This window comes from Leucobacter sp. UT-8R-CII-1-4 (genome assembly GCF_030010235.1).
In the GTDB taxonomy this organism is placed as follows: domain Bacteria; phylum Actinomycetota; class Actinomycetes; order Actinomycetales; family Microbacteriaceae; genus Leucobacter.
Map to the genome: position 1 here is coordinate 487,038 of NZ_JASCRS010000002.1, position 25,741 is coordinate 512,778.

Genomic DNA, 25,741 nt, shown 5'->3' on the forward strand with positions numbered 1-25,741 from the left:
GTGTCGCTCAGCCTTCGCAAGCTTCTGCAAAACCCCTCGCTACGGCTGCACCTGGTCATCACGGGTGAAGAAAACAGTGAGACGGCAAGCGGCAATGCGCTCGATGAAGAATTCGAGTGGCTGCACGCGACCGACATGGTCGACCCGACTCCGTTCCTCGGTCCGGCCGAGGTGATCCTCACTCTCGGCTGGCAGTTTCCGGTGGTTGAATCTGCCGACCCTTCCGTGCCTGAGGTTCGGATCGCACCGGAGCGACTCGCTCGAATCTACGACGACTACGCCGCTCTCGTTGCTGCACACGGCGTAATCGGCATCGGCTTTGGCAGCGATGTGGTGCATCGCGGTGTACCCCACCAGCTTGCCCTCGCTTGCCACCGGCACGGCCTCATTTTGTTTAATGTGCCGTACGAGATTTCGTTTATGGATCTGCTGCAAGAAGCAGCCCGCGTGCTACAGCGCGATCAGTCGGAACGCTACACGCGCTCGTTGCGCGCGCAAAAGGCCATTGCCAATGCAGCCACCAGAAACGATGGGCTTTCGGCGACACTGCGAGAAACGGCCCGGCAGTTGGGCTGCGGCGTCGCACTGTATGACCCGCTCGGCAGGCCCGTAATTCTTGTTGATGCACCAGACGGCAAGCTGCTCTCAGAATCGCAGCTCACCCCGATCGTGCTGCAAACGCTCGAAAACAATCAGCGGTTCCTCTCCACCCAGGCGACCCCCGAAATCGAAGTGGTCTTGCAACTGCTCGGTAGCCCCGACGACCCGAGCGGGGTACTCGCGCTCACACTGAGCCGCGGGTTTGACGATGTATCGCGCAATGTACTCTCGAGTGTTTTGGCCCTGGTGAGCGTCTCACTCGAGCAAAATCAATCGCTCGCGAGCCTGCAGAGCAAACTACGCGAAGCCCTGCTGCAATTGCTCCTCTCTGGCAGTATCGACGTCACTCGACACATTGTTGAAAGCGTTTGGGGCCCGCTCCCCAAACCACCGCTCGCAACCCTCATTGGCATCCCGCAGCACTTCGATTCATCACGCTTGCTGCCCGCCCTCGACACCATTCGACTCGAAGAAAACACGCCAGCATTTTTTGCTCAGTACCGCAGCGACACGGCGATCCTCGTAAATGAATCTGACGCAAATGAGTTTATTGAGCAGCTCGCCTCATTCGGGCTAGTCATTGGCAGATCGCGCTGTGACACTTGGGACGGCCTCAGTCTCGCCCTCGAAGAAGCCAAGAAAGCGGCCGATTTTGGCTTGCGCCGCGGCGAGAGCGCCGTCACTCTATTTACTGAGATCTGGCGCGAAGGCGTCACCGATCTTATTGACGCTTCAGATGCAGCACACGTCGCCAGGCGACTGCTTGGCCCCCTCGAAATCGACGATGAGGCCAACGGCACAGAGATGCTGCGTACACTGCGCGTGTGGCTTGAGCAGCACGGCAAGCAGTTGCCCACCGCCCGAGAACTCGGCATTCATCGGCACACGCTCAGCAGCCGACTTGAGCACATTTCAAACGTCATTTCGAGCGATCTTGAAGATTATCAAGTGCGTGCCGAGCTAGCCCTCGCGTTGCGTTACTTTCAACCCAAGCCACATTCTGTCGATTAATCACCACTAGCTTCGACAATTTGCAAGTCAAGTTTTCGCGCTGGATCACACAGACTGTCCAGCGAGCTCGCAAATATGGGCGATATGTCGAATGCGCGTGCCCGTGTTCGAGAGCAAGCTTGGGCTGAGAGTATTTTTACCCAGCAAAGGAGCTGCGGCATGGCAAACACCAAGCTCAAGCGAAGTCTCGGGTTCGGCGCAGCATACGCTGCCTCAACCGGACTCGTGGTTTCCGGAACCGCAATGGTTTCACTTGGCAATGGATTCGGCACAGGCGGTTTAGCCTTCGCCATTCCCGCTTTTATCGGCCTGATCATCATCACAATGGTCGCCATCTCATACGGTGAGCTTGCCGCAATGCTGCCGGGCGGAGGCATGGTCGGCGAATACACGCTGCCAGCCCTCGGCCGCTTGATGGCGATTATTGCCGTGCTCGGCGGATATCTTGTGCTGGTGTCTGCCGATGGCGGCACGCAGTTGCTGGTTGCTGGAGAGTCATTCCAATCACTCACCGGCTTCCCCGCCCCGCTCTTCTCGTTCATTCTGCTTGCGATCTTGCTGGTGCTGAACATTTCTGGCGTTGACATCTTCGCCCGGGTGCAGATTCCCGTGGTCTTCGGCATGATGGGAATTCTCGCCGTAATGGGCCTCGCTGGCGTTACCGGTTTTGCGGCCGGCACCCCGGTTGACAACCCTGTTCTTGCCACCGACTGGGGCACCCTCGCCTCAATGGGAGCGGTCGCGATCTGGCTTTACATCGGTATGGAATTTGTCGCGCCGCTCGCCGAAGAGGTGAAGAAGCCCTGGAAGACCATTCCAATGGCGATGATCGTCGGCGTTTGCACCATCTTCCTCGTCGATGCGCTCTTTGGTTGGGGCTCCACCCGCTACGCAGACCTTGCAGAGATGGCATCATCGTCGATTCCACACGTCGTCGGAGCTACTGCGATCTTCGGCGCTACCGGCGGCCTGATCATGACTATTGTGACGATCCTCGCATCGTTCTCGACCGGCAACTCTTACCTGGCTGCCATCCCCCGCATGCTTTACGGACTCTCGAATGAGGGATTGCTGCCGAAGTGGCTCTCGAAGGTCAGCCGCCGCAGCCGTGTGCCTTGGACCGGAATGCTCGTCACCGCCGGCTGCATGGCTTCCGTGCTCTTGTACTCGACCTTCGCGCAGGGCGGCATCGACATGATCTTGAACCTGATCAGCATTGCCTGCACCACCTGGCTGCTCAGTTACATCATCGCTCAGGTTGACGTGATCGTGCTTCGCCGCCGCTACCCACGCGCACGTCGCCCATTCAAGACCCCGCTCTACCCGCTGCCACAGATCCTTGGCATCGCTTCGTGCGTCTACCTCATCGTCTTCATCGTTCCCGAAATGTCGCAGCGAATTGTGATTTGGAGCAGCGCAGGTATCGTGCTCGCCGCAATCGCAATCTTCGCCATCATCTGGCTGAAGAAGAACCGTCTGCCGCTGTTCACCCCAACCGACCTGACTGAAACCCAGTCAAACATTGTGATTCGTTCGGAAGACCTCGGCGAAGGTTTTGAGACCGTCGAAGCTTCAGAGCGACCAGCGCAGGAAGACGCACGATGAGGACCCCCGGCACGCCTGCTCGCAGTAGAGCTCGTAAAGATGCCCTCGCCGGCGAGGGGCCGATCGTCAATCGTGCCCGTGCAGCGCTCAAACACACGGCAGCGGGGTTCGGCACGATCACCTCGAGCGATCAAACAAGCGTCACCGTGCGAAGCGATGATGGGATTCAGCTGAAGCTCTCATACAACCCGGGAAACTACATCTTCTCGCGCGTGTATAACTTGAAGATCACGACGATCCTGCCAGAGGGCACCCAAGTTCCAGGCAACATCGAGCTCTCCTTTCGAGAGAAGGGTGCGGCAAAGTTCTTTCCCAAAAAGCAAGGATCGATCCCGCGCCCTGCCGCAGGGCCCCGCCTCAACGCACTGAACTCTCGGCTCTCGACGCAACTCGCCAAAATCGATCTGCTCGAGTCTTCGGTTGAGGGCAGATCGCTCAGTCTGGTGCCGATGGGTGGTTCTTTTGTCTGGGTGTTGATCCCGCCAATCTTCAAGGCAACCGCGTTCCCAGCGGGAGAAGTTGACCGTCTACTCGAACTCATTCGCAGCTTCCGGGAACCGCACACCGCAAGAACAGCAGCCGCGGCTTAGCACTGCCGCGACCCCTACCCATCGCGCGACCCCACACACACTCACCGATTCGAAAGGAATCTCAATTGATTACCGTTAACGCTGCCGTATTCACCGGACCAAACCAGCCACTCGAAATGCGGGAGCTACAGATCTCCGACCAGCCGGGAGCAAACGAAGTCCTCGTAAAGATCGCAGCATCTGGCGTTTGCCACTCTGACTTGCACGCCCTCAGCGGAGAATGGGAAACCCCGGCCCCCCTCGTGCTCGGCCATGAGGGCGCCGGCGTGGTGATCGCTGCTGGCTCAGAAGTAACAGGGCTTGAAGTCGGCGATCACGTTGTACTCTCGTGGACCCCTTCTTGCCAGAAGTGTGAGTTCTGCGTGACCGGCAACCCGGTGCTCTGCCAGCTTGCGAACGAAACTGCCTACCAGCATGTCTTTTCGGACGGGAAGACTCGTTTGAAGGATGGTGAGGAAGACGTCAAGAGCTTCCTCGGTGTCGGCTCATTTGCGGATCACGCAATGGTGCCCGCATCGGCCGCAATTAAGATCCGCAAAGACGCGCCATTCGCACAGGCTGCTCTTGTCGGTTGCGCTGTCACCACTGGCATTGGTGCAGTTGTGAACACGGCAAAGGTCGAGCCATACTCGACCGTGCTGGTGATTGGCGGCGGCGGTGTCGGCCTGAACATTGTGCAAGGCGCGCGTCTCGTTGGTGCGAAGCAGATCATTCTTGCCGATGTCAGCGAGGACAAGCTCGAGCTTGGCCGAAAGTTTGGCGCAACGCACACGATCAACAGTCGCGAAGTCGATCTACTCACCGCGGTGAAGGAACTCACCGAAGGTCGCGGCGTCGACTACGCCTTCGAAGCGATCGGTCTGCCCTTCACCATTGAGGCGAGCTACGAGGCTGTGCGCCGGGGTGGCACGGCGGTTGTGGTTGGCCAGGTTGCTGACGGCGTGAAAATTTCGATCGACCCATTCGTAATGAGTGATCAAGAAAAGAAGCTGATTGGTTCGAACTATGGTTCGAGCCGTCAGTCGATTGATTTCCCGAACATCATTGATCAGTACATGGAGGGCCTGGTTGATCTGGACTCGATGGTTACCGATCGAATCGCTCTGAGCGAGGTGAATGAGGCCTTCGCTGAAATGCGCAAGGGCCGTGGCATTCGCAGCGTAATCGAATACCCAATGGCGTAGTTGATACGTAAGAGTAAGGGGGTGAGCACCTATTGGCGCTCACCCCCTTTCCTTTTGGCCTGCCGAATAGCATTACGCTGGATCGCCCGGCCTCTTCGAACTAGTTCTGAAAGCGCAGGATACGGTCGATGGCCTCGGCCACTGCAGGCTCGCCAGCTGCGTAGCTCAGCCGAACAGCGCGATCGCCTGAGACCGGGTCGAAGTCGACGCCGGGCACAATCGCGACATCAGCCTGTTCGAGCAGAGCGCGTGCATAGTGAACCGAGTTCTCGTAGCGTTCAAGCTGCGGACCGAGTTCGCTGTAGTAATAAAACGCACCGTCTGCTGGCGCTGCTTCTCCCCAGGCAAGCGATGGTGCTGCTTCAAGAATCAGTTGACGAGCTTTTGCGAAGCCGTCAACAATGCTGTCTCGTTCCGCGTAGCTCTCGGCTGTGAAGGCAGAGAGTGCGAGTTCTTGAGCCGGTGCAGGTGGCGACAGTGCAAAATTTGAGGCGAGCGCTTCGAGCGGAGCAATGAGGCTCTCGGGTAACACAGCCCAGCCGAGTCGCCAGCCCGTCATGCCCCAGTACTTTGAGAACGAATTGATTACAATGGCTTCGCTGTCAAGCTCGGCCAGGCTCACGCCGCGCACTCGAGCTCCTGCTGCCGCCTCGCTGAGGCTGTCTTCGCCACCATCGGCAAAGGTAATGCCGTGGTAAATCTCGTCGCTAATGAAACGGGTTCCGTGTTGGCTGCACCAGTGAGCCAGCGCTTCGAGTTCGTTTCTGCCCAGCATTGTGCCGGTTGGGTTGGCTGGCGATGCCACAATGAGGCCCGCGAGCTCGCCATGTTCGGCGACCGCCGCATCAAGTAGCGCTGGGGTTGGCTGATACCGGGTCTCGATGCCGGTTGCAATCTCGATCACCTGCACTCCGAGTGCAGCGAGAATATTTCGGTACGCCGGGTATCCGGGGCTTGCCAGGGCCACACGGTCGCCCGGGTCAAATGCTGCGAGGAATACGAGTTGGAAGGCCCCGGACGATCCAGTAGTTACCGCGATTCGTGCCGGATCAATCTCGACTCCGTACCATTCGCGATAGTGCCCGGCGATGGCTTCGCGCAGTGGCGTGGTGCCAAGTGGTCCGGTGTATCCGGCAGGTTTCAGCGTGCCCGGAGCTGGCCGGGCGCTTGGCTCACCAGCGCAGAGCGAAACGATGTCGCGCCCTTCTGCCCGACGTCGCGCAACTTCGTCGGTAATTCGCATAACCTCAAAAGCAGGAATAGCCGAGCGCTTTGATGCGCCCAGCGCCCCCGATGCAACCGCAGGGCTCGCAGCACCAGAAGCACCCGAAGCGCCCGAAGCTGCCTGCTCCCCCGCTGCTGAGTACTGCTTCAGCTCGGGAAGTTTGCCTGTTGGAGGTGTAAGGAATGGTCCGCCTGGTCTCACCATGACTCCACGTTAGTCGAGAAGTTTTGGTTTCGCCCGCGTTCTGTAAGCCGGAGATAACCGCTGAGCGCCGCGACGCCTTCGGCCGTGCCAGGCAAACTTGTGCCGAGCCGGTCAGAAGAGACCAGGTGGGCAGACCATTGGGCACGGCTAATGGCCACATTTAGCCGGTTTCGCATCAACAAGAAGTCGAGGCCTCGTGGCACGTCTTCACCGCTCGATGCGGCCAGGCTCACGATCGCAATCGCTGCCTCTTGCCCCTGGAACTTGTCTACTGTGCCGACACGAACGCGACCGAGTTCTGCTGCTTCAAGAGCCTCGCGCAAGCACTCGACCTGAGCGTTGTACGCGGCCACCACGATAATGTCGTCCTCCGTGAGAGCTCGGGGGCTGGCTTCGCCTTCGATCAGGCTGCCACGAAGTGACTGCTGTGCAATACGCACTACTTCAGCGGCTTCTTCGTTCGAGTGGGTGGAGTTGCCAAAGTGACGCACCGGATGCCAAATCAAACCAGCGGGGCCTGCGTCAATGGCAGTGCGATCGGAGGCACTCGGGTGTGCGTGCAGTCTGCCCTCGTATGAGAGCTCGGACACTACCTCGGCTAGCTCTGGGCGCATACGCCTGGTGTCGGCAAGGAAATACCCGCTGCCCTCAGGAATTGTCTCGTGTGTGTCAAGCAACCAGCCGAGCGCCGAACTGTCGACGGGCTCAGGGTGTGAACCTTGAGAAACCTGAGGCAATTGTTGGGGATCACCAAGCAGCAGCAAACGCTCTGCCGCCACCGCAGCTGCGATCGTTGGAGCGAGCGAGAACTGCCCGGCCTCATCAATCACAAGCAGGTCGAGACCACCGCGAGAGATTCTGCTTTCGTTTGAAAAATCCCATGCGGTGCCGCCGACAACGCTGCCCCGACCTGCTTCTCGGTGCTGTCGCACGAAGGCGTCGTGACCGCCGTTGCGCAGCACAGTGTAGGGCGGTAGCTCGGCGTCATCGTCGAGTCGGCCGCCCTGGGGAACCTTGCCAACCTGACCGGCAGCGAGTCCCGCACCGACGACGCCCTCGAGCACGTTCTCAACGACCCGGTGAGACTGCGCTACCACGCCGATCTGCCAACCATCGCGCTCAACGAGCTCGCGAATCACTCTCGCCGCCAGATAGGTCTTACCGGTGCCGGGCGGTCCTTGCACCGCAAGAGCAGAACGATCAAGCCCGCGCAGAGTCGAGATCACCGCACCGATCATGCGTCCGTCTTCGCTCTTGCCTGTCTCAAGTGCCAGCGTTGAACCGGGCTCGATAATTGAGCCGCCACTGGCCATGCGCGGTGGAACTCGTCGCATAACGTCAAAGACAGGATCGACGAGTTCTTCACCACGGTCGAGCGCGGCGGCGAGCGCTGCGCCCCACTCTTCAATCGCGGTTTTCTGAGCTCCTGCGCGAGGTGGTGGCCCTGGGGTAAGGGCTATCGGCATTACGTGCCACTCGGGCAGATCACCGTTGCGCGTTTCTTCAACGATGACCCCGTCGTCGAGCCGCTCGGCAATTTTCACGAGCTTTGCGCTGCGGGCACCTGGGGCAGATCGGGGAGTCTCGAAGGGCGCTGGTGCGGCGTACACAAGATAGGCATCGCTACCTGCTTTCAGGCTGCTACCGGGCGCGAACTCGCCTCGCAAACGCAATCGTCTGCGGTGCAGCCTGGCACGTCCCTGTGGTTCTTGCCAGTCGACCTCGGCGGCGCTGATCCCTCGATCAATCACCAAGACATCGCGCGTGTCTGCCCAGTCTTCGATGGGGTCAACCAACCGCGCAAAATGCGCCCACCAAAATGACTTTTGTTCGCGCTGATAGTAGTCGATCGCGCTCCCGGCAAGGGCCGCCGCTTTTTTGACGGCAGGATCTTCTGCCGATTCTGCGTGCCTAGCCAGCGCCTCGGCGATAGGGCTCAGTTCAAGCCCCAGATCGAGTGTTTCTTTGTCAAAAGTTGGGAGCGGAAGCGGTTTCACATCATGCTCACGGGCAAGCGCAAGCAGCCAGTCTCGTAGCCGCAGTGTCGAGACACAGTCGTAGCGATTGTAGTCGGCAATCGCGTCAAGTCGACGCTGGCCCTCGGCGCGATCTTCAACGGTATCTGCGCCGAGCAGCACAATTGCTTCTGCATACTCGGTCACCGATTGAGCGCCACTTGTCACGCCGTCTTGGTCGCGAAGTTCATCGCCCATGTACAGCGGCTCAAGCTTTTTGATCGAATACGAGCGTGTGCCGATTCGCAGTGCTGAGCGCACCAAGGGGTATAGGTCGATCAGCACGTGCTCACGCAGCAGTCGATCTACTTCGGCTTCGCAACTACCGTGCCGCGCAGCGATCGAGAGCAAATGGGTGCGTTCATACGGCGCATAGTGAAAGATTCGCATATTCGGAAAGCGTGCGCGCCGCTCAGCCACCAAGTCGAGAAAATCTTCAAGCGCTTGGCGCTCTGCATTAAAATCATGCGCCCAGAGCGGAGTGAAATGCTCATTGGCATCGACCATTCCAAAGAGATAGTCGAGCCCCCACCTCCCCTGTTTGTCATCACCGGGTTCTCGATACAGCGGATCGCCTTCAAAATCGAAAAATAGATCGCCTTCATTGGGTTCTGGGATCACCGCGAGAGCGGCAGGGTCGATCACCCGATAGGGAGGGGCTTCGCCTGGTACTGCTTCAACTTGCGCCACCGCTTGCATCGCTAAACGCTCGAGTGTTGGTTGCGAGATACCCTCAACGCTCAAGCCGCCCTCGCTGAGTTGCGGCAATATCGCAGCAACAGCGTCGATCGTCTTATAGCCCGCGGCGATCAGCCTGCCCCGCTGAGCCACCTGCATACCTGCGATCAATAGCGGGTCTCGCGTTCTCAATATCTCTGGCTCACACACCTCACAGCGCCCGCAAGCACTGATACCGTCTGCGCCCCAAGCAATCGCCGCGGCAGAGGCGCGCTCCCCGTCGGCACCCCGGGCCTCAGCTCGCTCAAGCAAGAGAGCGTGCAGCCGCTCCCTGCGCGCACGGAACACTGGCGCGATGTCAGCGATCTGATGCACGCTATGCGATCCATCGCCAAGGATCAGAACAACATCTGCAGAAACTGGAATTTCAAGCCGTTCAAGCTGCTCTGCGTAGGCTGCCAGTTGCATGAGTGCGCTGACCTTTGCCCTACGCGCAAGCTTCGTGTCTTGCACTTGATAGTTGCCAGAATCGGTTCGACGCAAGAAATCGGCAAAACCGATAAACCCAATTTCTGGGCTCACCGGGCTCTCTGCCTGCCGAGCAAGCGGTTCAAAAAATGTGGCTTGAAACACGATGTCTGCACCATCGCGCATCGCAGAAACGGTGAGCCGCTGGGCTTCAGCAAGTGCGGCATCGTCGCGTGAATCAGCCCGGGCAATCTCAGCAACTCCGCCGGCAAAGCCTGGCAGATGCTCACCATATTCTTTGCGGTACTGCATGAGCACACGCTCCTCGTGCGCGTCGCCAAGTTTTGCAGCGCGCGCGAGCATTGCGTCGTCGTCAAGTGGCACATCAATATCGCGACCAAGTTTCACATCGACCCGGCGCAAGAAGGCAAACTCACACGCGCTTGCAGCGGTGAGGTCACTCGCGCTCGTCATCAGGCGAATGCGGTTCTCTGCCAGGTTCTGGATGAACATGATTGCTCCTTTGTTGCTCTCGACGTTACCGGGTGCCACCGACATTCAAAGCTGATCAGCAAGCCCGCATATGATGGCCCCATGCTTGAAATACTGACGGGAACCGGCCTCGCCGCTGCCGCTGGCCTCAATGCATACATTCCGCTTTTGCTGATGGGCTTGGTTGCGCGCTTTGACTGGATTCAATTGCCGACCGGCTGGACCTGGATTGAAAACGAGTGGATTCTCGTAATTTTTGGTGTGCTCTTTCTGATCGAAATTGTCGCCGACAAGATCCCAGCTGTTGATTCGATTAATGACTGGATACAGACAGTTATTCGCCCCGCCTCGGGAGGCATTGTATTCTCAGGCGGCATTGGCACTTCGACGGTTGCAGTCGACGACCCGAACACTTTTTTCTCGTCTGGGGCCTGGATACCGGTAGTGATCGGCATCGTTCTCGCGCTACTCATGAGCCTCGCAAAAACTGCGATTCGGCCAGTTGCCAACGTGGTTACAGGCGGTCTCGCGGCACCTGCGCTCAGCACAGCCGAAGACGGCGCCAGCATTGCACTGAGCATTTTTGCGATCGTTGCTCCCATTCTGGTGATCATCACGCTAATCATCATGGCAATTGGCGCGACGGCGCTGATCAGACGTCTGCGCCGAAAGCGTCGAGCACGCGATGTGTCAGCGGGCGACGCGTCGGCGCAAGTTCCCAGTTGAGTGCTCTACCATTGGTGTTAGCCACTATTTGATCTGCGACGAGGCGATTCCCCCACGCAGCGATCCACTTCGAGTACGAATACTCTGCGCCGGATGCACTGGCCGGCGCTTGCGGTGGCACTTCTTTTCAGTGCAATCAGAACGAAAGCACCCCCTGTGACCACACCCTCATTCGCCGATCTTGGCGTGCCAAATCCCCTTATTCAAGCGCTTGAAAAGAACGGAAAAGACAGTCCGTTTCCAATTCAGCGCGACACCCTGCCCGACACCCTCAAAGGCCGAGACGTTCTCGGTCGCGGGCGCACCGGCAGTGGCAAGACGATCGCTTTTGCGATCCCACTTGTTGCAAATCTTGTAGACGGCGCCGAGCGTAAACGTCGTCCGAATCGACCTCGCGGCATCGTTCTCGCACCGACTCGCGAGCTCGTCACTCAGATCGCTGAGACCGTGAAGATGCTGGCCGACCCTGTCGGGCTTCGTGTCACCACGATCTTTGGTGGCGTGCCGCAGCGTCGCCAGGAGGCCGTGCTTGAGCGTGGCGTTGACATCGTGGTTGCGGCCCCTGGCCGCCTCGATGACCTCATGCGCCAGAAGCTGGTGAGTCTCGACGGCGTTGAGATCACCGTGCTTGACGAGGCTGATCACATGGCAGACATGGGCTTTTTGCCAGTCGTCACTCGCATTTTGAACGCTACCCCGAAGCAGGGGCAGCGACTGCTGTTCAGCGCAACGCTCGACAACGGCATCGACAATATTGTGAAGAAGTATCTGCACGATCCGATCATGCACTCGGTTGATAGCGCAGAATCTCCGGTGCCTCAGCTCACCCACCACGTTTTTGAGGTGGCAAGTGGAGCCGGCAAGGATCAGCTGATTGAGGCCCTCGCCTCTGGAACTGCCCGTCGAATTTTCTTCACCCGTATGAAGCACCAGGCGAAAAAGTTCGCAAAGCAGCTCACGGCAAAGGGAATTCCCGCGGTCGAGTTGCAGGGCAACCTTTCTCAAAACGCACGCGACCGTAATCTCGCTGAGTTTGTCAGCGGTCAGGCCAAGGTACTCGTAGCCACCGACGTTGCGGCTCGCGGCGTACACGTCGACGGTGTGGATCTGGTGGTGCACATCGATCCTCCGGTCGAACACAAGGCTTATCTGCACCGATCAGGCCGCACCGCTCGGGCTGGCAATGAGGGTGACGTGGTCACGATTGTGCTGCCAGAGCAGCGCGGCGAGATGCGCCAGATCATGCGCGCGGCAAAGATTCAGGTGACACCGCGCTCGGTGCGTCTTGATGATCCTGAGCTGGCCGAGTTGATCGGCGAGGTGGCACCAAAGGTTGACCCTCGCGAGGTTGAGCGCCGCCGTAATGAGGCGCAGTCTTCGCAGCAGCGAGCCGCTGGACACAATCCTGCTGGCGCAGGCAAGTCCCAGGGTGCAAATGCCAGGCGCAAGCGGGCCCGCGCACAGGGTCAGGGTGGCCAGGGCGCTGCTCAGGGCCAGGGTCGCGGCGCGGGGCAGGGCTCAGCTTCGAGCTCACGCCAGAATTCAAATTCGCGACGAGGATCGCAGGGCGGCCAGCAAGCCGAACAGCAAGGGCAGCGCCGCCGCAGTGGCAACGGCGGCAACGGCGGCAACGGCGGCGGTCGTTCTGGCGGCAGCGGATCGTCAAACACCAGTTATTCGACGAGCAGTCCCGGTCTCTCGCCGAGCTTCCAGTCGCCAAAGCCACGTCAGGGCGGTTCTCGCCGCGTGCGGTCAGGTAACTAGCTTTCCCTGCCTACCACTAGGCGAGCTACGGTAGCTCAGCGCTACGGAATTCGTGCAAAACTGCGGAAGAATCTCATGATTTCTTCCGCAGTTTTGTCATTTTTTCGCCGTTGCGGCCTTACCGCAATCGCGCAGCATCCGCGTTGTCAGTGGCACGCAATACACTCGCAACATGACACAGTCGCTCACCTCCGATCAGCTGCTAACAATGCGTATGTCAGCGCAAGGCTTGCTTCCTCCTGCCAGCGGCTCCGATGCACAAGACAACACACACGCATCAACCGCTGCACCAAGTTCCGCTGCCGAGCGGATCGCCCAAACTGCTCGGCACATGCTGGCCGTGCAGGGGCAAGACTGGCGCTCGGCTCGTTGGGCGCTGGGGCTGCGCACGCCGGGCAGTCACGTCGAAGATGTGCACAGTGCCTTCAACCGAGGTCTTATCGTGCGTTCTTGGCCAATGCGCGGCACCATTCACCTGCTCGCCGCCGAAGACATTGGTTGGATGCAACACACCACGAACCGACGGGTGCTCGCTGGCGCTCCAAAGCGACGTGAGTTCCTTGGCATCACCGATCACACCCTTGATCGGCTGGTTGAAACCTCCGTGGCTGCGCTTACAGGCAGTACCGGCATGGAGCGTGACGAACTAGCTGCAACCTGGAGCGAGGCGGGCATCGAGTGGCAAAGTAACTGGCGATATCACCTGATTTGGTGGCTGTGTCAGAACGGCATCGCGGTGCTTGGCCCGGTTTCAGAAAAGGGTGAGCCCCGTCTGGTGTTGGCAAGCGAGTGGATCGCCTCCCCCAAGCAGCTGAGCGGCGATGAAGCATTGCTTGAGCTTGCTGCTCGCTACGCTAAGGCTCGTGGTGCAGTCACAGCGAAAGATCTTGCCTGGTGGTCTGGTCTCACAGCGAGCGAGGCCAGGCTGGGGTTGACGCATGCGACCGAAGCTGGGTACTTAGTCGAGTGTGCTACCGAGCGCGATGGCAAAATCATTGCTATTTGGTGTGACCCGATCATTCTTGAGTCACACCTTGCAGCCCCGTCACCGGGTTCTCAAAAGCTCGATGGCCCGCAGTGGCTGCTGCTCCCGGCGTTCGACGAGCACCTGCTGGGCTACCAAGACCGAAGTGCGCAGCTAGACCCTGCACACTTTGATCACATTGTTCCCGGTAAAAACGGCATGTTCCTTGCTACCGTCGTGCGAGATGGGCAGGTTGCTGGTACATGGAAGAAAAGCACGCGAAAGTCTGAGGGGCTCGTTGCGACGCCATTGCCGGGCGCTGAGCTGAGTTCGGGTCTCGAAGAACTGCACAGAAGCGCCCAAGAATGGGCGAAGTTTCACGATCAAAACGACCTGCCGTTCACCCTTGCCGAAAGCTCGGCCTAGAATGGAAAGAACAGCACAAGCCCCGCGAGGAGTTATTTCGTGAAGATCTTCACCCGCATTGCCGCAGCAGTGACCGCAGCACTCGTTTCCGTTTTTGTCGCGACGCCAGCGCTCGCACAGGAAACAGGCGAAAAGTTCAACCCAGCTGACCAGTTCTCAGCTGCAGGCCAGCCGGTAGACACCGTTGCCATTCTGATCGTCGGCGCAGTCCTGCTCGTCGTCATCCTGGTTACCGCACAGCTCGTCGGCAACCTGTTCGAGAAGTCAGGCAAGTAATACGATGACCGTGGCGCAGAGGCTTGAAGCCCTAGAACTCGAAACACTCGAACTCGGGGTCGAAGCTTCGATCCTCACCGTCACGGTCAACCGCCCAGCGGTGCTCAATGCCCTCTCACCAGAGGTCATCAATGAGCTCCGTGAGGTGTTCGCTTTGCTCCGAGACACTCTCGGCAAAGCGAACTCTGACGGTAGTGAAACTGCCTCGGCCCCCGACTGGTCGGTTCGTGGCGTCATGCTTACCGGCGCAGGCGAACGAGCTTTCGTGGCTGGCGCAGATATCTCGGCAATGCGAGATATGACTCCTGACGAGTCGCGCGCATACGCAACTCGTACCCAAGAACTCACTTCTTGGATTGAAACTTTGCAGGTTCCCGTGGTCGCAGCGGTCAATGGCTTTGCCCTTGGCGGCGGTTGCGAACTCGCGATGTCTTGCGACTATATCTTTGCCTCGGCAAACGCCAGCTTCGGCCAGCCTGAGGTGGCGCTCGGCCTGATCCCGGGCTTTGGCGGCACTGTACGACTTGCTCAGTACGTTGGCAGCGCTGCGGCACGTGAGATGCTGCTGACTGGTCGACGGATCAACGCCGAAGAAGCAGAACGTCTTGGCCTTGCGCTTCGGGTGCTACCCGACGTTGCTTCACTGCATGAGGCGGTACGCGAGAGCCTGGCCCTTGCCGCCGCTCAGTCCCCTGCCGCTGTGGCCAGCACCAAACTTGTAACCCGCCAGGTTCGCCCGCTCCCGACCGACGAGGGGTTGGCTCTTGAAGCTGAGGCCTTCGCAAATCGTTTTGGTGCGCCGGATATGCTCGAGGGCACCTCAGCGTTCCTTGAGAAGCGCAAAGCAGACTTCCCGGGGTTCTAAAACCCCACAAACGTAAAGCGCCCCGGTCATCTCGACAAGCTCGAAGACCAGGGCGCTTTGCGTTTGTGCGTTAGCTTTGCAGCGAAGCCGTGACTGGATCAAGCACCACACGGAAGGTGGCAACGAGCGGATCGTTCGCACCGCGAACCACACCGGTCGGTGAGGCAGCAACCGCTTGCAAGAAGGTTACGGTCTCTTCGGTGATCTCTTCGCCGGGTACCAGGTTCGGAATTCCTGGCGGGTAGGCAGCGAGCGTGTCAGCCGAGATGCGACCGATTGCTTGATGCGCGGTGACCACAACACTCTCTGCGAAGTAGGCGGCACGCGGCAACATACGCAGTGTTCCAGCGGCGGGCAGCGGCGGGAACTCGGTAACTTTGTCGCTCTGTCCGGCAGCACGAAGCTCGTCAGCTTCGTCAGCGACAGCCTTCAGCGACTCCATAATGCGGCTGATGTCTGGAGTGGCCAGAGCACCAATCACCGCAACAATCGAGGTCGCAGTAGACATTTCGAAGAAAACACCGTGCTCTACGATCAGACGGTCGCGCACCCAGTGTCCGCTCTGGCCCAGCTTTGACACGTCGATCGGGATGCGTAGCCAGTCGGTCGCAACAATGTCTGGGTATTCATCGAAGTGATCGCTAATAATCGAGAATCTGCCGTCTGCTCGCACCTGCTCCCGCAGGTCTTCAGCGCAGCGTAGCGACTCACCAATCTTCTCTTCACCCTGCACCAGAGCGCGCCGGGCGAGGTCGAGCGAGCCCATCAGAATTGCGCTCGCCGAGGTTGAGGCCGTCATCGTGTAGGCACGATTCACTAGTGGCTCAAGCACATCAGCGAACGGACCGTCTCCGAGGTGAAGCATTGACGCCTGAGTAAGTGCACCAGCAAGTTTGTGGGTGCTTGAAATCACTAGGTCTGCGCCGAGTCGTGCAGGTGACTCTGGAAGATCTGGGTGGAAGCCAAAATGTGCGCCCCAGGCACCATCAACAATCAGTGCGGCACCGTGCGAATGAGCCACCTTTGCGAGACCGGCAACATCGGCAGTCGAGCCAAAGTAGCTAGGCGAAACCACATAGATGCTGTTTGGCTTTCGACCGTGAGAAATCTCATCGCGAATTGCTTCGTCAAGACGTTCCGGGGTAAGGCCGTGCGCAATACCGTGATGTTCGTCAACGTTTGGCGCAACGAACGCCGGAATCAGGCCTGCCAGCAGCACACCATCGGCGAAGCTCGAGTGTGAACTGCGCTGCATCAGTACACGCTCACCAAGCCCACGCACGGCGAGCGCAGCGGTACGGTTACCCTGCGATGCGCCGTTGGTCAGCCACCATACGCGGCGTGCCCCCCAGGCTTCTGCTGCGAGTTGCTGCGATTGCTCGCGTGATCCATTTTCACCGAGGTCGATGCCATCCAACATGAGTGGTACGTCGTAGTTCGCGATCCGCTCACCGTAGACATCAGCGAGATGCGCAGCTCCATGTTCTGCGGTGCCACCGTGGCCAGGCACCATCACTTGCAAAGGGTTGCTTTCGGCAAGGCGCTGAATTGATTCAATGTAGGGGGCACGGCTCTGATCCATCCTTCTATATTGGCGTTTCGAGACGCTCGAATGGAACCCCGATTGCCCTGCATCGAACCATATACTGTATGTAGCAACAAGTTCGATAGATCCGCTCAGCTCCATAGCAAGTGAGGTTCACAGTGCTCGACCCGAGACAGCTCCAAGCGCTCACCGCAGTAGCCGCGGAAGGGTCCGTCGCACGCGCGGCAATTCGTCTCGGCTGGAGCCAGCCAACCGTTGACTACCATCTCAAAGCACTCGACAAACTTGTTGGCTCACCGCTTGTGACGCGATCCTCGACGGGCAGCCAACTCACCGCAGCCGGAACCCTCATGCTTGAGCGAGGCGCCGATATTCTTGCGCTCTCAGACCGAGCGGTCGCTGACGTACGCGAGCTTTCCAATATGGGAAAAGTGAAGCTTCGATTTGGCTCCTTCCCCACCGCGGCGTCCCGACTACTTCCTGGGGTCGCCCACCGTATGCGCGACGTTGGAATAGAACTCGACGTAGTGCTTGAAGAAATCTCACCGCTCGTAGCCAGAATCAACCAGCAAACCCTTGACGCAGCTCTGGTCTACACCGCGAGCGGATACAGCTTGCCGTTCCGCAGAGACGTGCACACCATCCACCTCCTGACCGATCCACTTCTTGTAGCACTGCCACAGCGGCACCCGGCGAGCGCAAAACAGGCGTTTGACCGCGAAACTCTGCTCGAGCTCGGCGCCTCACCTTGGGTCTTCGGAGCGACGCCCGGTGACACCCTCGACGATGTAGTTCGCGACGCATTCGCAGGGCGCAGATTTGAAATCGCAGTACGCACAGACGACTATGCGGTTGCGCTTGGTCTCGTTGCCGCCGATATGGGTATTGCCCTTGTGCCGAGGCTGGCCGCAGTAAACGTGCCAGACGAGGTAACTCTTCGCCCAATCAGCGACCCCCGATTTGCGCGGGAGATCCTGCTGGCTGCAGGCACCGTGCGAAACGAACCGTCAACCGCGGTGCGACAGCTGGCTGAAGCAGTGCGCCGCACTGCCGAAACTCTCGACTAAACAGTTGTGGCAGGTGAGCACGCTCACCTGCCACAACCACACGAGACTGCGAAACTCGACGGGTTACTCCGCCTCAGCTACCGCCGACTCTTCCGGCTCTTCTTTCTTCTCCGTGATGAAGAATGCGAGCACTACGCCTACGGTTGAAATCGCACCGCCCAGGAGGAACGCGGTATGTATGCCCTCCGCAAGATAGTGCGGAGTAACCGCGCTGGGCGATCCAGCGGCGGTCGCAGACACGATGGTCATAACCGTCACGAAGAGCGCGGTGCCAGCCGCACCCGCAACCTGCTGAGCGGTAGAAATAATCGCGCTACCGTGCGAAGCGAGATTACCCGGCAAGGATCCGAGCGAAACCGTGAAGAGCGGGGTGAACACGCCTGCCAGGCCGATGCTCAACACGATGTGCGTGATCATCACCTGCCAGATCGAAGTGTTGTCGGTAAACAGCCCCATGCCCCAGAGGGCGAGTGCAGTGATCACGGTGCCGGGCACGAGCAAGAATCGTGCCCCGCGCTGATCGACCATCCGACCAACGTATGGTCCGAGTAGGCCCATCACCAGACCACCTGGAAGCAGTACCAGCCCGGCTTCCAGTGTCTCGTAGCCGAGCACCTGCTGCACGTAAAGTGGCAGCAGAATCAGGCTTCCGAACAGAGCCATCGAAGCAAAGATGAAGAGGATCACCGAGAAGGCGTACGGCTTGACGGTGAGAGTGCGCAGATCCAGGAGCGCGCCGTCGCTCTTTTGCAGCACCAGCTGACGCCAGACGAAGAGACCGAGCGAAACCACACCGACGACGACGGGGAACAGCGGATCGATCGTCGCGCCACCGCTGGCGCGCTCGCCCACCGCACTCAGACCGTAAACTAGCCCGCCGAAACCGAGCACGGAGAGCAACACCGACAAGATATCGATCTTCGCAACGCGCTGCTCACCAACATTCGGCAGGCGCAGAATTCCAAGCAACAGAGCTGTTGCGGCAATTGGCAGAACAAAAATGAACAACCAGCGCCAGTCGAGCCACTGCAGAATCAGGCCGGAAACGGTTGGTCCAAGTGCCGGAGCTACTGAAATCACGGTACCGATGCGGCCCATCATGGAGCCGCGCAGGTGCACAGGAACAAGCAGGGTGACCGTGGTCATCAATAGCGGCATCATGATCGCGGTGCCACAGGCCTGCACAATGCGACCGATCAGCAGCACAGAGAATCCTGGCGCGATTGCAGAGATGAGTGTGCCCGCAACAAAAAAGCCCATCGCGATGATAAACAGGGTGCGGGTGGTAAGACGCTGGATCAGCATGCCCGTAATCGGGATGACGATGCTCATTGTGAGCAGGAATGCGGTGGTGAGCCACTGTCCTGCTGCGGCGGTGATTCCGAGATCCTCCATGAGTCGCGACAGCGCGACACCCATGATGGTCTCATTGAGAATCACCGTGAATGCACTGCCGAGCAGCAACCAGATCGCTAGTTGCTCACGGGGCCCGAACTCCCGCTCTTCGTGTGATTGAGTCGAGGGGGTATTAGGCATAAGAGTTCTATGTTAGCTGGTTGGCGCAAACTTCGCGTGTTGTATGGGAAGTACGATGATAGGCATGCAGAATCCAGTGCCACCCGCACAGCCCGCCGATGTGTCTCAGCTCGATGATTTGCCCTACACCCGCAAACACCAGCGAGTGCTTTTTGGTTCGGGCTTGGGCTGGGCTCTTGATGCCATGGATGTTGGCCTGATCTCGTTCATCATTGCCGCGCTTGGCCAGCACTGGCAGCTCGATAAGGGCGAGATGGGGTTGATTACCTCGATCGGCTTTGTCGGAATGGCGATTGGCGCAAGCCTTGGCGGGTTGCTTGCCGATCGTTTCGGCAGGCGTCAGGTGTTCGCGGTGACGCTGTTGATCTACGGTATTGCCACCGGCGCTAGCGCCCTTGTTGGCGGCATTGCAGCACTGCTTGTACTGCGCTTTTTTGTGGGGCTTGGATTGGGTGCCGAGCTTCCTGTCGCCTCGACGTATGTGAGCGAGTTTGCGCCGGCGCGAATTCGCGGTCGACTCATCGTCATTCTTGAGGCTTTTTGGGCGGTTGGCTGGACGGCGTCGGCGCTCATTGGCTACTTCATTGTTCCGGCGTCTGAGAACGGTTGGCGATGGGCTTTTGCCATTGGAGCTGTGCCAGCAATTTACGCTCTGATTGTGCGTTGGGGCCTGCCCGAATCACCACGCTGGCTCGCCAGTCGCGGACGTAGTGCCGAAGCCTCTCAAATCGTCGAAGACTTCTCAAAGGCAAAGCCCGTACGATTCTTCTCGCGAACAGTTGCAACCGTAGATACCAGTTCGGAACGCACCGCGCAGGTCACTGCATCATCCGTTGCTGCATCACCTGATCCGACAGCCGACAGCACAGCTTCTATTGCGACTGCCTCGGCCGCTGCACCGGCAACGACTGATTCAGAGAAGATGCCTGCGGCACCGCTCGCAACTAGCGCAGGAAAACGGCTCGCAGCACTATGGTCGCCAGAGTTCCGCCTGCGCACAGCATCTATTTGGCTCGTCTGGTTCTGTGTGAACTTTGCCTACTACGGCGCGTTCATTTGGATCCCGAGCATCTTGGTTGATGCCGGCTTCCCTCTGGTTCGCTCCTTTGCTTTTACGCTCATCATTACGCTTGCGCAGTTGCCTGGTTACGCAGTTGCCGCCTGGCTCATTGAAGTGTGGGGGCGAAAGCTCACTCTTTCAGTGTTCCTTATCGGCTCGGCAGCCTCGGCGATCATGTTCGGCACCGTGCACACCGAAGCTGCAATCATCGCCTCTGGCATGGCGCTGTCGTTCTTCAACCTCGGCGCTTGGGGCGCACTCTATGCCGTCACCCCTGAGATCTACCCAACTTCACTTCGCGCGACCGGGGCTGGTTGGGCCGCCGGTGTAGGCCGCATCGCCTCGATCATCGCGCCGCTGCTTGTGCCTGTCTTGCTTCTTGCGGGCGGGGCTGGACTCACCTTTACCGTCTTCGCTGTCTTCTTCGTGATTGCTGCGGTCGCGGCGTGGGGCCTCGTCGACCGAGGAGGGCATGCACTCGACGACCGTTAAGCCACGCGGCGACGCTGATCCAGCAAGGCTGATCCAGCGAGGCTGATCGCGGCAACAAAGCCTCCGCGATCAGCCCCACCGCAAACGACGCCTAGTGCGGATCGCCGATGCAGAATTCGTTGCCAGCGGGGTCAGTGAACGTATCCCACTGAAAGCCTGCTTCGCCGCGCAGCCCGAGGTGCGTTGCACCGGCGGCAACCCACTCGGCAACGGCCTGCTCACGGTCTGCACCGGGCTTATGGTTGAAATCAAGGTGCAAGCGGTTCTTGCCCGGTGTCGCATCTTCGACCTTTTGGAACCCAAGGTTCACTGACATGCCGGGTGCTGCGACGATGCAAAACCAGCCCTCCATATCGGCCACAATTTCACCGCCAAGTCGGTCGGCCCACCATGATGCCAGCTCGCGCGCATCGGCGGTATCGATGGTGATCATTCCAAGTTCAATCATGTGTGTTTCCGTTCTTTGGGTCGGCTGCGTCTCGGGGTACACGCTACCTGGAGCCACCGACATTTCCCCGGCCCTCCCCTCGAGAATTCTTTAAAATTTGTAATGAGTTCACACAACAAAATGGTTCAATCGCGAACCGCTTTCTTGATAGAGAAATAGACCAAGGTGATTTTCACTGGCAGACTGTTCGAATGGCCGAAACGCACGTACGCGAGTTCAGCGAGCTTCCCATCACTGTTGATCGGAACGCTGATACTCCGCTTCCCGCACAGATCGCGGCCGCAATTCGCGAGGCGATTAACCAAGATGCGCTCCGTCCCGGCGAGGCTGTGCCAGCTACCCGTGAGCTCGCGAGCAGAATTGGCGTAGCTCGCGGCGTGGTCGTCGCCGCGTACGCGCAACTACTCTCAGAGGGTTATCTTTCTGCTGGACATGGCCGTGGCACCCGTGTGCATCCAGAACTTCGCTCAATTACGGAGCTAGATGCGCACCGCACCAATCGAGGATCAACGGCTGGTAGCGCTTCTGCACAAGAGTTATCAAACGCCGCAGACGCACCTGCTTCCCGGTTATTGGAATTTCCAATAACCGGGGCAGAGTTGCACACCCCCGCACCCACTTCCTCCTCGTTATTGGAAATTCCAATAACCGAAGAAAACGGGACAACTCCCCCGAACGCGAGCGCCGCAGAAGCAGCACTCCCCCTCGCACCGGGGCTCCCCGACACGAGTGCGGTAAAAACCGCCGCCTGGCGTGCGGCTTGGCGAAGCGCCGCCTCGCAGTCATTATTCGAAGCACCAGATCTTGGCGATCCTCGTCTTCGAAAAGAAATCGCAGAGCACCTGCGCAGAATGCGCGGCACCACAAGACCAGCAAGCGACATTATTGTCACGGCGGGCGCGCGTGAGGGGCTAAGCCTCCTACTCAGCGCACTCGGAACCACCAGGGGCAGGGCGCTCACTGTTGGCGTCGAAGATCCTGGTTACCCCTCGCTTCGTCGCGTCGCAAGCCGTCACGGCGCGCAAATTATCGCTCTGCCAGTCGACGCCGAAGGGCTCGTCACCGAACAGCTGCCTGAAACACTGCTCGACGTGGTGCTCGTTACGCCAAGCCACCAATATCCACTTGGCGGTTCACTTCCGCTCACCAGACGGCGCGAACTCCTAGATTGGGCTGCCCGCACCGGCGCCGTCATTATTGAAGATGATTACGACAGCGAATTGCGGCACACCGGCAGCCCATTGCCCACCCTCGCGGCGCTTGATAACGCGCAGCACGGTTCAGTCGCGCTGCTGGGCACTTTTTCGAAAACAATTTCGCAGGCGGTTTCGTCTGGGTTCTTGCTGGTGCCCGAGAATCTGCGCCGGATCATCGAACCTGCCCGCCAAGACCTTGGTGGACCAGTTTCAGCGGTAGTGCAATCGGCACTCGCTGAATACCTTGCGAGTGGAGAACTGCGAAGGCACACCGCCAGAATGCGTCGCCGCTACGCTGCCCGCAGAGAACTTGTGGTTGAACGGCTCTTCGGCACGCCAGGCGTGCAAGTTAGACCGATGAGTGGCGGCCTGCACGCTGTAATCGAATTTCAACGAGGATCGCAAAACGCCGAACAGTCAGTGCTTGCGCGCAGCGCGCATCTTGGCGTCGTGCCATTGAGCGCGTATTGGCACGGTCTCAGCTCTGGCAGCGAGCTCTTCGGCCTCGTGATTGGTACCGGTGGCAGCCTCGACGAGGAGCACTTTGACGGAGCGCTCCGTGAACTACGCCAGATTCTCGCTGAAGAGCTCAGCGCCTGACTCGGCAGCTCGCTGCAGCACCGCATCGCGCAACACCATCGCATGGTTTGTTGTTTCATTGCGTGAGGCATAGAGCAGGGTGAGCCGCTTCGAGTTGCGAGCAAGTTGCACCAGCTGATCCACCGCATCGCGAGCTTCGCCCTGCGACAGTTCTTCGCGATACGCAGCAGCGAAGGCGGCAAAATGCTCGGGTTCATGCCCGGCTGGGTCAGCGTGCCACCGGGTTCGCAGTTCTGGACTTGGCGCCGCAGACTTTAGCCACAGATCAATCTCGGCTGCTTCTTTCCGCACGCCCCGCGGCCAAAGTCTGTCGATCAGCACACGGGCACCATCGCCCGCATCTGCGTTCGAATAGATCCGCTTGATCACTACTTCCATGGGCAAAGGCTACGCGCACAGACAAAGAGCCGCTACACTCACTGCAACATGCCTCGCTGGTGGCAGGTTTTTTGGGATACTTAGTGGAGCGCGCGAAAGCGCTGCAAAAGATTTGAGGCGAAAGGGGTGCGGCATGGCATTCGACTGGCTAAAGCGCAAGAAAAAGACTGCCCCGCGCCCAAAACGTCGGCTTCCACAGCGCCATCTTGCCCCAGTCGAAGAGATCGTCGAGCAGGGCCTTATGGTCGCCGATGTCGCCGTACGAATGAACGTGAAAAACGCGATTATTCTGAACGCACTCGGCCGTAAGGCTGACTACGACAAACAGCAGATCACCCGCATGGTGCAAGACGCCACGCTTGAGCTCGCGGTTGAGCGTGAGCGAGATGCCAGGCATATCGCCAGGATGCGCGGCGAGATCAAACAGACCGGGTTTAGCACCTGGAGCGAAAACGACTACGGCAGTGACGACAATGCCACCCTGCGTCATCGTCAAGAGGTCTATGAGCAAGTTGCTGCACAGCTGCGTGAACGTGCAGACAACGAGGAGTACCTCGACGAAGCTGCTGAGCGCGCACGTACAGCCGCGTGGAATGAAGTTGGTGATTCCCTCAAAGAGAAAGCCAGCCACCCGTACTACGCTGGCGGTTCGAGCGAAGAATACAAGCGCGAGCGCGACTCACGTATTGATCTGTTGATCCAGCGCGACCTCACCGAGCTGATGAAGCAACACGCCTCATCGGGCGAAAACGGTGGCTCAAAACGACGCATCTTCTCTAAACGCAACGAAAGCTAGGGAGCACTGCGCAAGCTAGCGAACGCTAGAAGAGAAGTGTCTACGCGCTGATCAGTTCGGGATGCTTCGCAAGATACTCTTCGATAAACCAGCACGAGGCTTGAACGTTTCTGCCCGGCACAATCTCATGTTTGAGTGCGTGTTCTGCCAGCAGACCTGAGATTCCGGTGCCACGAAATTCGGGCAATACAACGGTGTGGTCGAAGTCAATCCCGTTCTCGCCAAGCAGCGTGTAATGCGCCTCACCTATCTCACGTGGTTCAACCTCACCGAGCGGCTTCTGATCAACGAGTACGACGAAACGGCTTCTGGCGACATCGTGCTCAATCCGAATACCGTCGGCCAACATTTCTTCTTCACTGAGGTATCGAGCCATGCCGTCAGCCTGTCTCAGCGAGCTGAGGGTTCCGTGTGAGCCAGGTTAAAACTCCAGCAAGATTTCGTCATCGCCCAATTGTGGGTCGAGGATCCGCTCGATCTCTGCTCGGCTCACATCTTCGAGTCGGGCCGGCTGCCAGCGTGGCTTGCCATCTTTGTCGATCAGCTGCGCTCGAATACCCTCGGCGAAATCTGCACGAGCAATGAGCCTCGGCAGCACACGGTAGTCTTCGCGCAGTGCCTCGTTGAGTCCCTGGCCGGTCTCGCGCGCGAGAGCATTGCGTGCAAGAGCCACCACAACGGCGCTCGGGCATACCGATCGAATCTCGGTCGCGATCGCCGTCGCCCGCGCTTCAGATGAACTCTCTAGCGCTTCAATCAGCCGGATACTGGCGGCAACCGGATCAGCGAGCGTGGTCGCGGTGTCGCCAAGAGCATTCTCAAACAGCGGATCACACCATTCACGATCTTGAAGCAGCGGTGACTGGGCTGGAGCCTCAGCAAAAGCCGCGACAGCTTCTGCAGGGTCTGCTCCTGCTGCAATCTCCTTTCGCAGATCATCGAGTTTTGCAGCCGCTACCTGGTGATCGGCAAACCCCAGAGCGATGGCGTCGGCTGCGGTCATACTCGCTGAGGAGGCCGCGAGTAGGTCGCCGAGCCGACCGGGAGAGTTCGCAAAAATGGCGTTCGCTCCAACATCAGGCACAATTCCGATTCGAGTCTCTGGCATGGCCAGGCGGCTCCGCTCGGTTACCAGGCGAATGGCGGCATGCCCGGTGAGGCCAATACCGCCGCCCATCGTGATGCCATCCATCACTCCGATGACCGGAATGCTTGCGTTCGCGACGGCGTAATCGGCCCGGTATTCGTGCCACAAAAAACTTTTGCTCGATGCCGGGCCATTTGCGACCATTGCTTTTACATCGCCGCCGCCACAGAAACCACGATCCCCCTCACCGTCAAGCCAAATGGCGGCTGAACCATCACGTTGCGCTGCGAGCACTGCGTCACGCACCGCGATCACCATGGCTCGAGAGAGGGCATTGATCGCTCGGGGCCGCGACAGCGTAATTCTTGTGAGTGTGCCTTCACGGCGTACCGTCACAAATGCTTCTGGCTCAGTGATTTCGCTCATGGCTGCTCCAATTCAG

Annotated in this window: 21 protein-coding genes; 13 read left to right on the top strand and 8 right to left on the bottom strand. The window is 59.0% G+C overall.

Annotated features, from left to right (window positions below):
• From QBL02_RS07155 to QBL02_RS07170, 4 genes are all read left to right on the top strand, one after another.
• Window positions 1-1,611 (top strand): helix-turn-helix domain-containing protein, encoded by a 1,611-nt coding sequence (locus QBL02_RS07155; RefSeq protein ID WP_282725699.1) that lies wholly within the window; start codon window positions 1-3, stop codon window positions 1,609-1,611.
• Window positions 1,612-1,770: 159 nt separating this feature from the next.
• On the top strand, window positions 1,771-3,216 hold the full coding sequence (locus QBL02_RS07160) for an APC family permease (protein ID WP_282725700.1): 1,446 nt from the start codon (window positions 1,771-1,773) through the stop codon (window positions 3,214-3,216).
• Complete coding sequence (locus QBL02_RS07165) at window positions 3,213-3,806, top strand: hypothetical protein (protein WP_282725701.1); 594 nt, start codon at window positions 3,213-3,215, stop codon at window positions 3,804-3,806. Before QBL02_RS07160 ends, QBL02_RS07165 begins: the two co-directional genes overlap by 4 nt.
• 65 nt (window positions 3,807-3,871) lie before the next feature.
• Complete coding sequence (locus QBL02_RS07170; protein WP_282725702.1) at window positions 3,872-4,990, top strand: Zn-dependent alcohol dehydrogenase; 1,119 nt, start codon at window positions 3,872-3,874, stop codon at window positions 4,988-4,990.
• A gap of 100 nt (window positions 4,991-5,090) precedes the next feature.
• On the opposite strand, the gene QBL02_RS07175 is transcribed toward QBL02_RS07170, so the two are convergent.
• A complete protein-coding gene (locus QBL02_RS07175) occupies window positions 5,091-6,419 on the bottom strand; it encodes an aminotransferase class I/II-fold pyridoxal phosphate-dependent enzyme (protein ID WP_282725703.1) in 1,329 nt (442 codons plus the stop codon).
• Window positions 6,413-10,093: a TM0106 family RecB-like putative nuclease gene (locus QBL02_RS07180; RefSeq protein WP_282725704.1), complete on the bottom strand. Its 3,681-nt coding sequence runs from the start codon at window positions 10,091-10,093 to the stop codon at window positions 6,413-6,415. Before QBL02_RS07180 ends, QBL02_RS07175 begins: the two co-directional genes overlap by 7 nt.
• A gap of 81 nt (window positions 10,094-10,174) precedes the next feature.
• Between QBL02_RS07180 and QBL02_RS07185 the strand changes: the two genes are divergently transcribed.
• The 5 genes from QBL02_RS07185 (at window position 10,175) to QBL02_RS07205 (ending at window position 15,093) form a co-directional block, all read left to right on the top strand.
• Window positions 10,175-10,798, top strand: a complete 624-nt coding sequence (locus tag QBL02_RS07185; protein ID WP_282725705.1) for a DUF4126 domain-containing protein — start codon at window positions 10,175-10,177, stop codon at window positions 10,796-10,798.
• A 156-nt stretch (window positions 10,799-10,954) separates the two neighbouring features.
• Window positions 10,955-12,562, top strand: a complete 1,608-nt coding sequence (locus QBL02_RS07190) for a DEAD/DEAH box helicase (protein ID WP_282725706.1) — start codon at window positions 10,955-10,957, stop codon at window positions 12,560-12,562.
• A 172-nt stretch (window positions 12,563-12,734) separates the two neighbouring features.
• A complete protein-coding gene (locus QBL02_RS07195) occupies window positions 12,735-13,952 on the top strand; it encodes a winged helix DNA-binding domain-containing protein (RefSeq protein WP_282725707.1) in 1,218 nt (405 codons plus the stop codon).
• A 39-nt stretch (window positions 13,953-13,991) separates the two neighbouring features.
• A complete protein-coding gene (locus QBL02_RS07200; RefSeq protein ID WP_282725708.1) occupies window positions 13,992-14,228 on the top strand; it encodes a hypothetical protein in 237 nt (78 codons plus the stop codon).
• Window positions 14,229-14,232: 4 nt separating this feature from the next.
• Entirely contained in the window at window positions 14,233-15,093 is an 861-nt protein-coding gene (locus tag QBL02_RS07205) for an enoyl-CoA hydratase-related protein (RefSeq protein WP_282725709.1), read from the top strand.
• A gap of 70 nt (window positions 15,094-15,163) precedes the next feature.
• Here the strand turns inward: QBL02_RS07205 and QBL02_RS07210 are convergent, their stop codons facing one another.
• Window positions 15,164-16,675, bottom strand: coding sequence for an amino acid decarboxylase (locus tag QBL02_RS07210; protein ID WP_282725710.1), 1,512 nt, complete (start codon window positions 16,673-16,675; stop codon window positions 15,164-15,166).
• A 122-nt stretch (window positions 16,676-16,797) separates the two neighbouring features.
• Here QBL02_RS07210 and QBL02_RS07215 point away from each other — a divergent pair, with 122 nt between their 5' ends.
• Window positions 16,798-17,706 (top strand): LysR family transcriptional regulator, encoded by a 909-nt coding sequence (locus QBL02_RS07215; RefSeq protein WP_282725711.1) that lies wholly within the window; start codon window positions 16,798-16,800, stop codon window positions 17,704-17,706.
• Between the two features lie 63 nt (window positions 17,707-17,769).
• Here the strand turns inward: QBL02_RS07215 and QBL02_RS07220 are convergent, their stop codons facing one another.
• The gene (locus QBL02_RS07220) at window positions 17,770-19,242 is read right to left on the bottom strand and encodes an MDR family MFS transporter (RefSeq protein WP_282725712.1); all 1,473 of its coding nucleotides are present in this window, start codon (window positions 19,240-19,242) and stop codon (window positions 17,770-17,772) included.
• 64 nt (window positions 19,243-19,306) lie between these two features.
• On the opposite strand from QBL02_RS07220, the gene QBL02_RS07225 reads away from it, so the two are divergent.
• Window positions 19,307-20,794, top strand: coding sequence for an MFS transporter (locus QBL02_RS07225; RefSeq protein ID WP_282725713.1), 1,488 nt, complete (start codon window positions 19,307-19,309; stop codon window positions 20,792-20,794).
• A gap of 91 nt (window positions 20,795-20,885) precedes the next feature.
• Here the strand turns inward: QBL02_RS07225 and QBL02_RS07230 are convergent, their stop codons facing one another.
• Window positions 20,886-21,242, bottom strand: a complete 357-nt coding sequence (locus QBL02_RS07230) for a VOC family protein (protein ID WP_282725714.1) — start codon at window positions 21,240-21,242, stop codon at window positions 20,886-20,888.
• A 191-nt stretch (window positions 21,243-21,433) separates the two neighbouring features.
• Here QBL02_RS07230 and QBL02_RS07235 point away from each other — a divergent pair, with 191 nt between their 5' ends.
• Entirely contained in the window at window positions 21,434-23,038 is a 1,605-nt protein-coding gene (locus QBL02_RS07235; protein ID WP_282725715.1) for a PLP-dependent aminotransferase family protein, read from the top strand.
• Here the strand turns inward: QBL02_RS07235 and QBL02_RS07240 are convergent.
• Window positions 23,003-23,416: a DUF488 family protein gene (locus tag QBL02_RS07240; protein WP_282725716.1), complete on the bottom strand. Its 414-nt coding sequence runs from the start codon at window positions 23,414-23,416 to the stop codon at window positions 23,003-23,005. The two genes, QBL02_RS07235 and QBL02_RS07240, sit on opposite strands and share 36 nt — an antisense overlap.
• Window positions 23,417-23,549: 133 nt before the next feature.
• On the opposite strand from QBL02_RS07240, the gene QBL02_RS07245 reads away from it, so the two are divergent.
• Entirely contained in the window at window positions 23,550-24,212 is a 663-nt protein-coding gene (locus tag QBL02_RS07245; protein ID WP_282725718.1) for an asparagine synthase, read from the top strand.
• Between the two features lie 40 nt (window positions 24,213-24,252).
• On the opposite strand, the gene QBL02_RS07250 is transcribed toward QBL02_RS07245, so the two are convergent.
• Complete coding sequence (locus tag QBL02_RS07250) at window positions 24,253-24,588, bottom strand: GNAT family N-acetyltransferase (protein ID WP_282725719.1); 336 nt, start codon at window positions 24,586-24,588, stop codon at window positions 24,253-24,255.
• A 45-nt stretch (window positions 24,589-24,633) separates the two neighbouring features.
• Window positions 24,634-25,725, bottom strand: coding sequence for an enoyl-CoA hydratase/isomerase family protein (locus QBL02_RS07255; RefSeq protein WP_282725720.1), 1,092 nt, complete (start codon window positions 25,723-25,725; stop codon window positions 24,634-24,636).
• Window positions 25,726-25,741 lie beyond the last annotated feature (16 nt).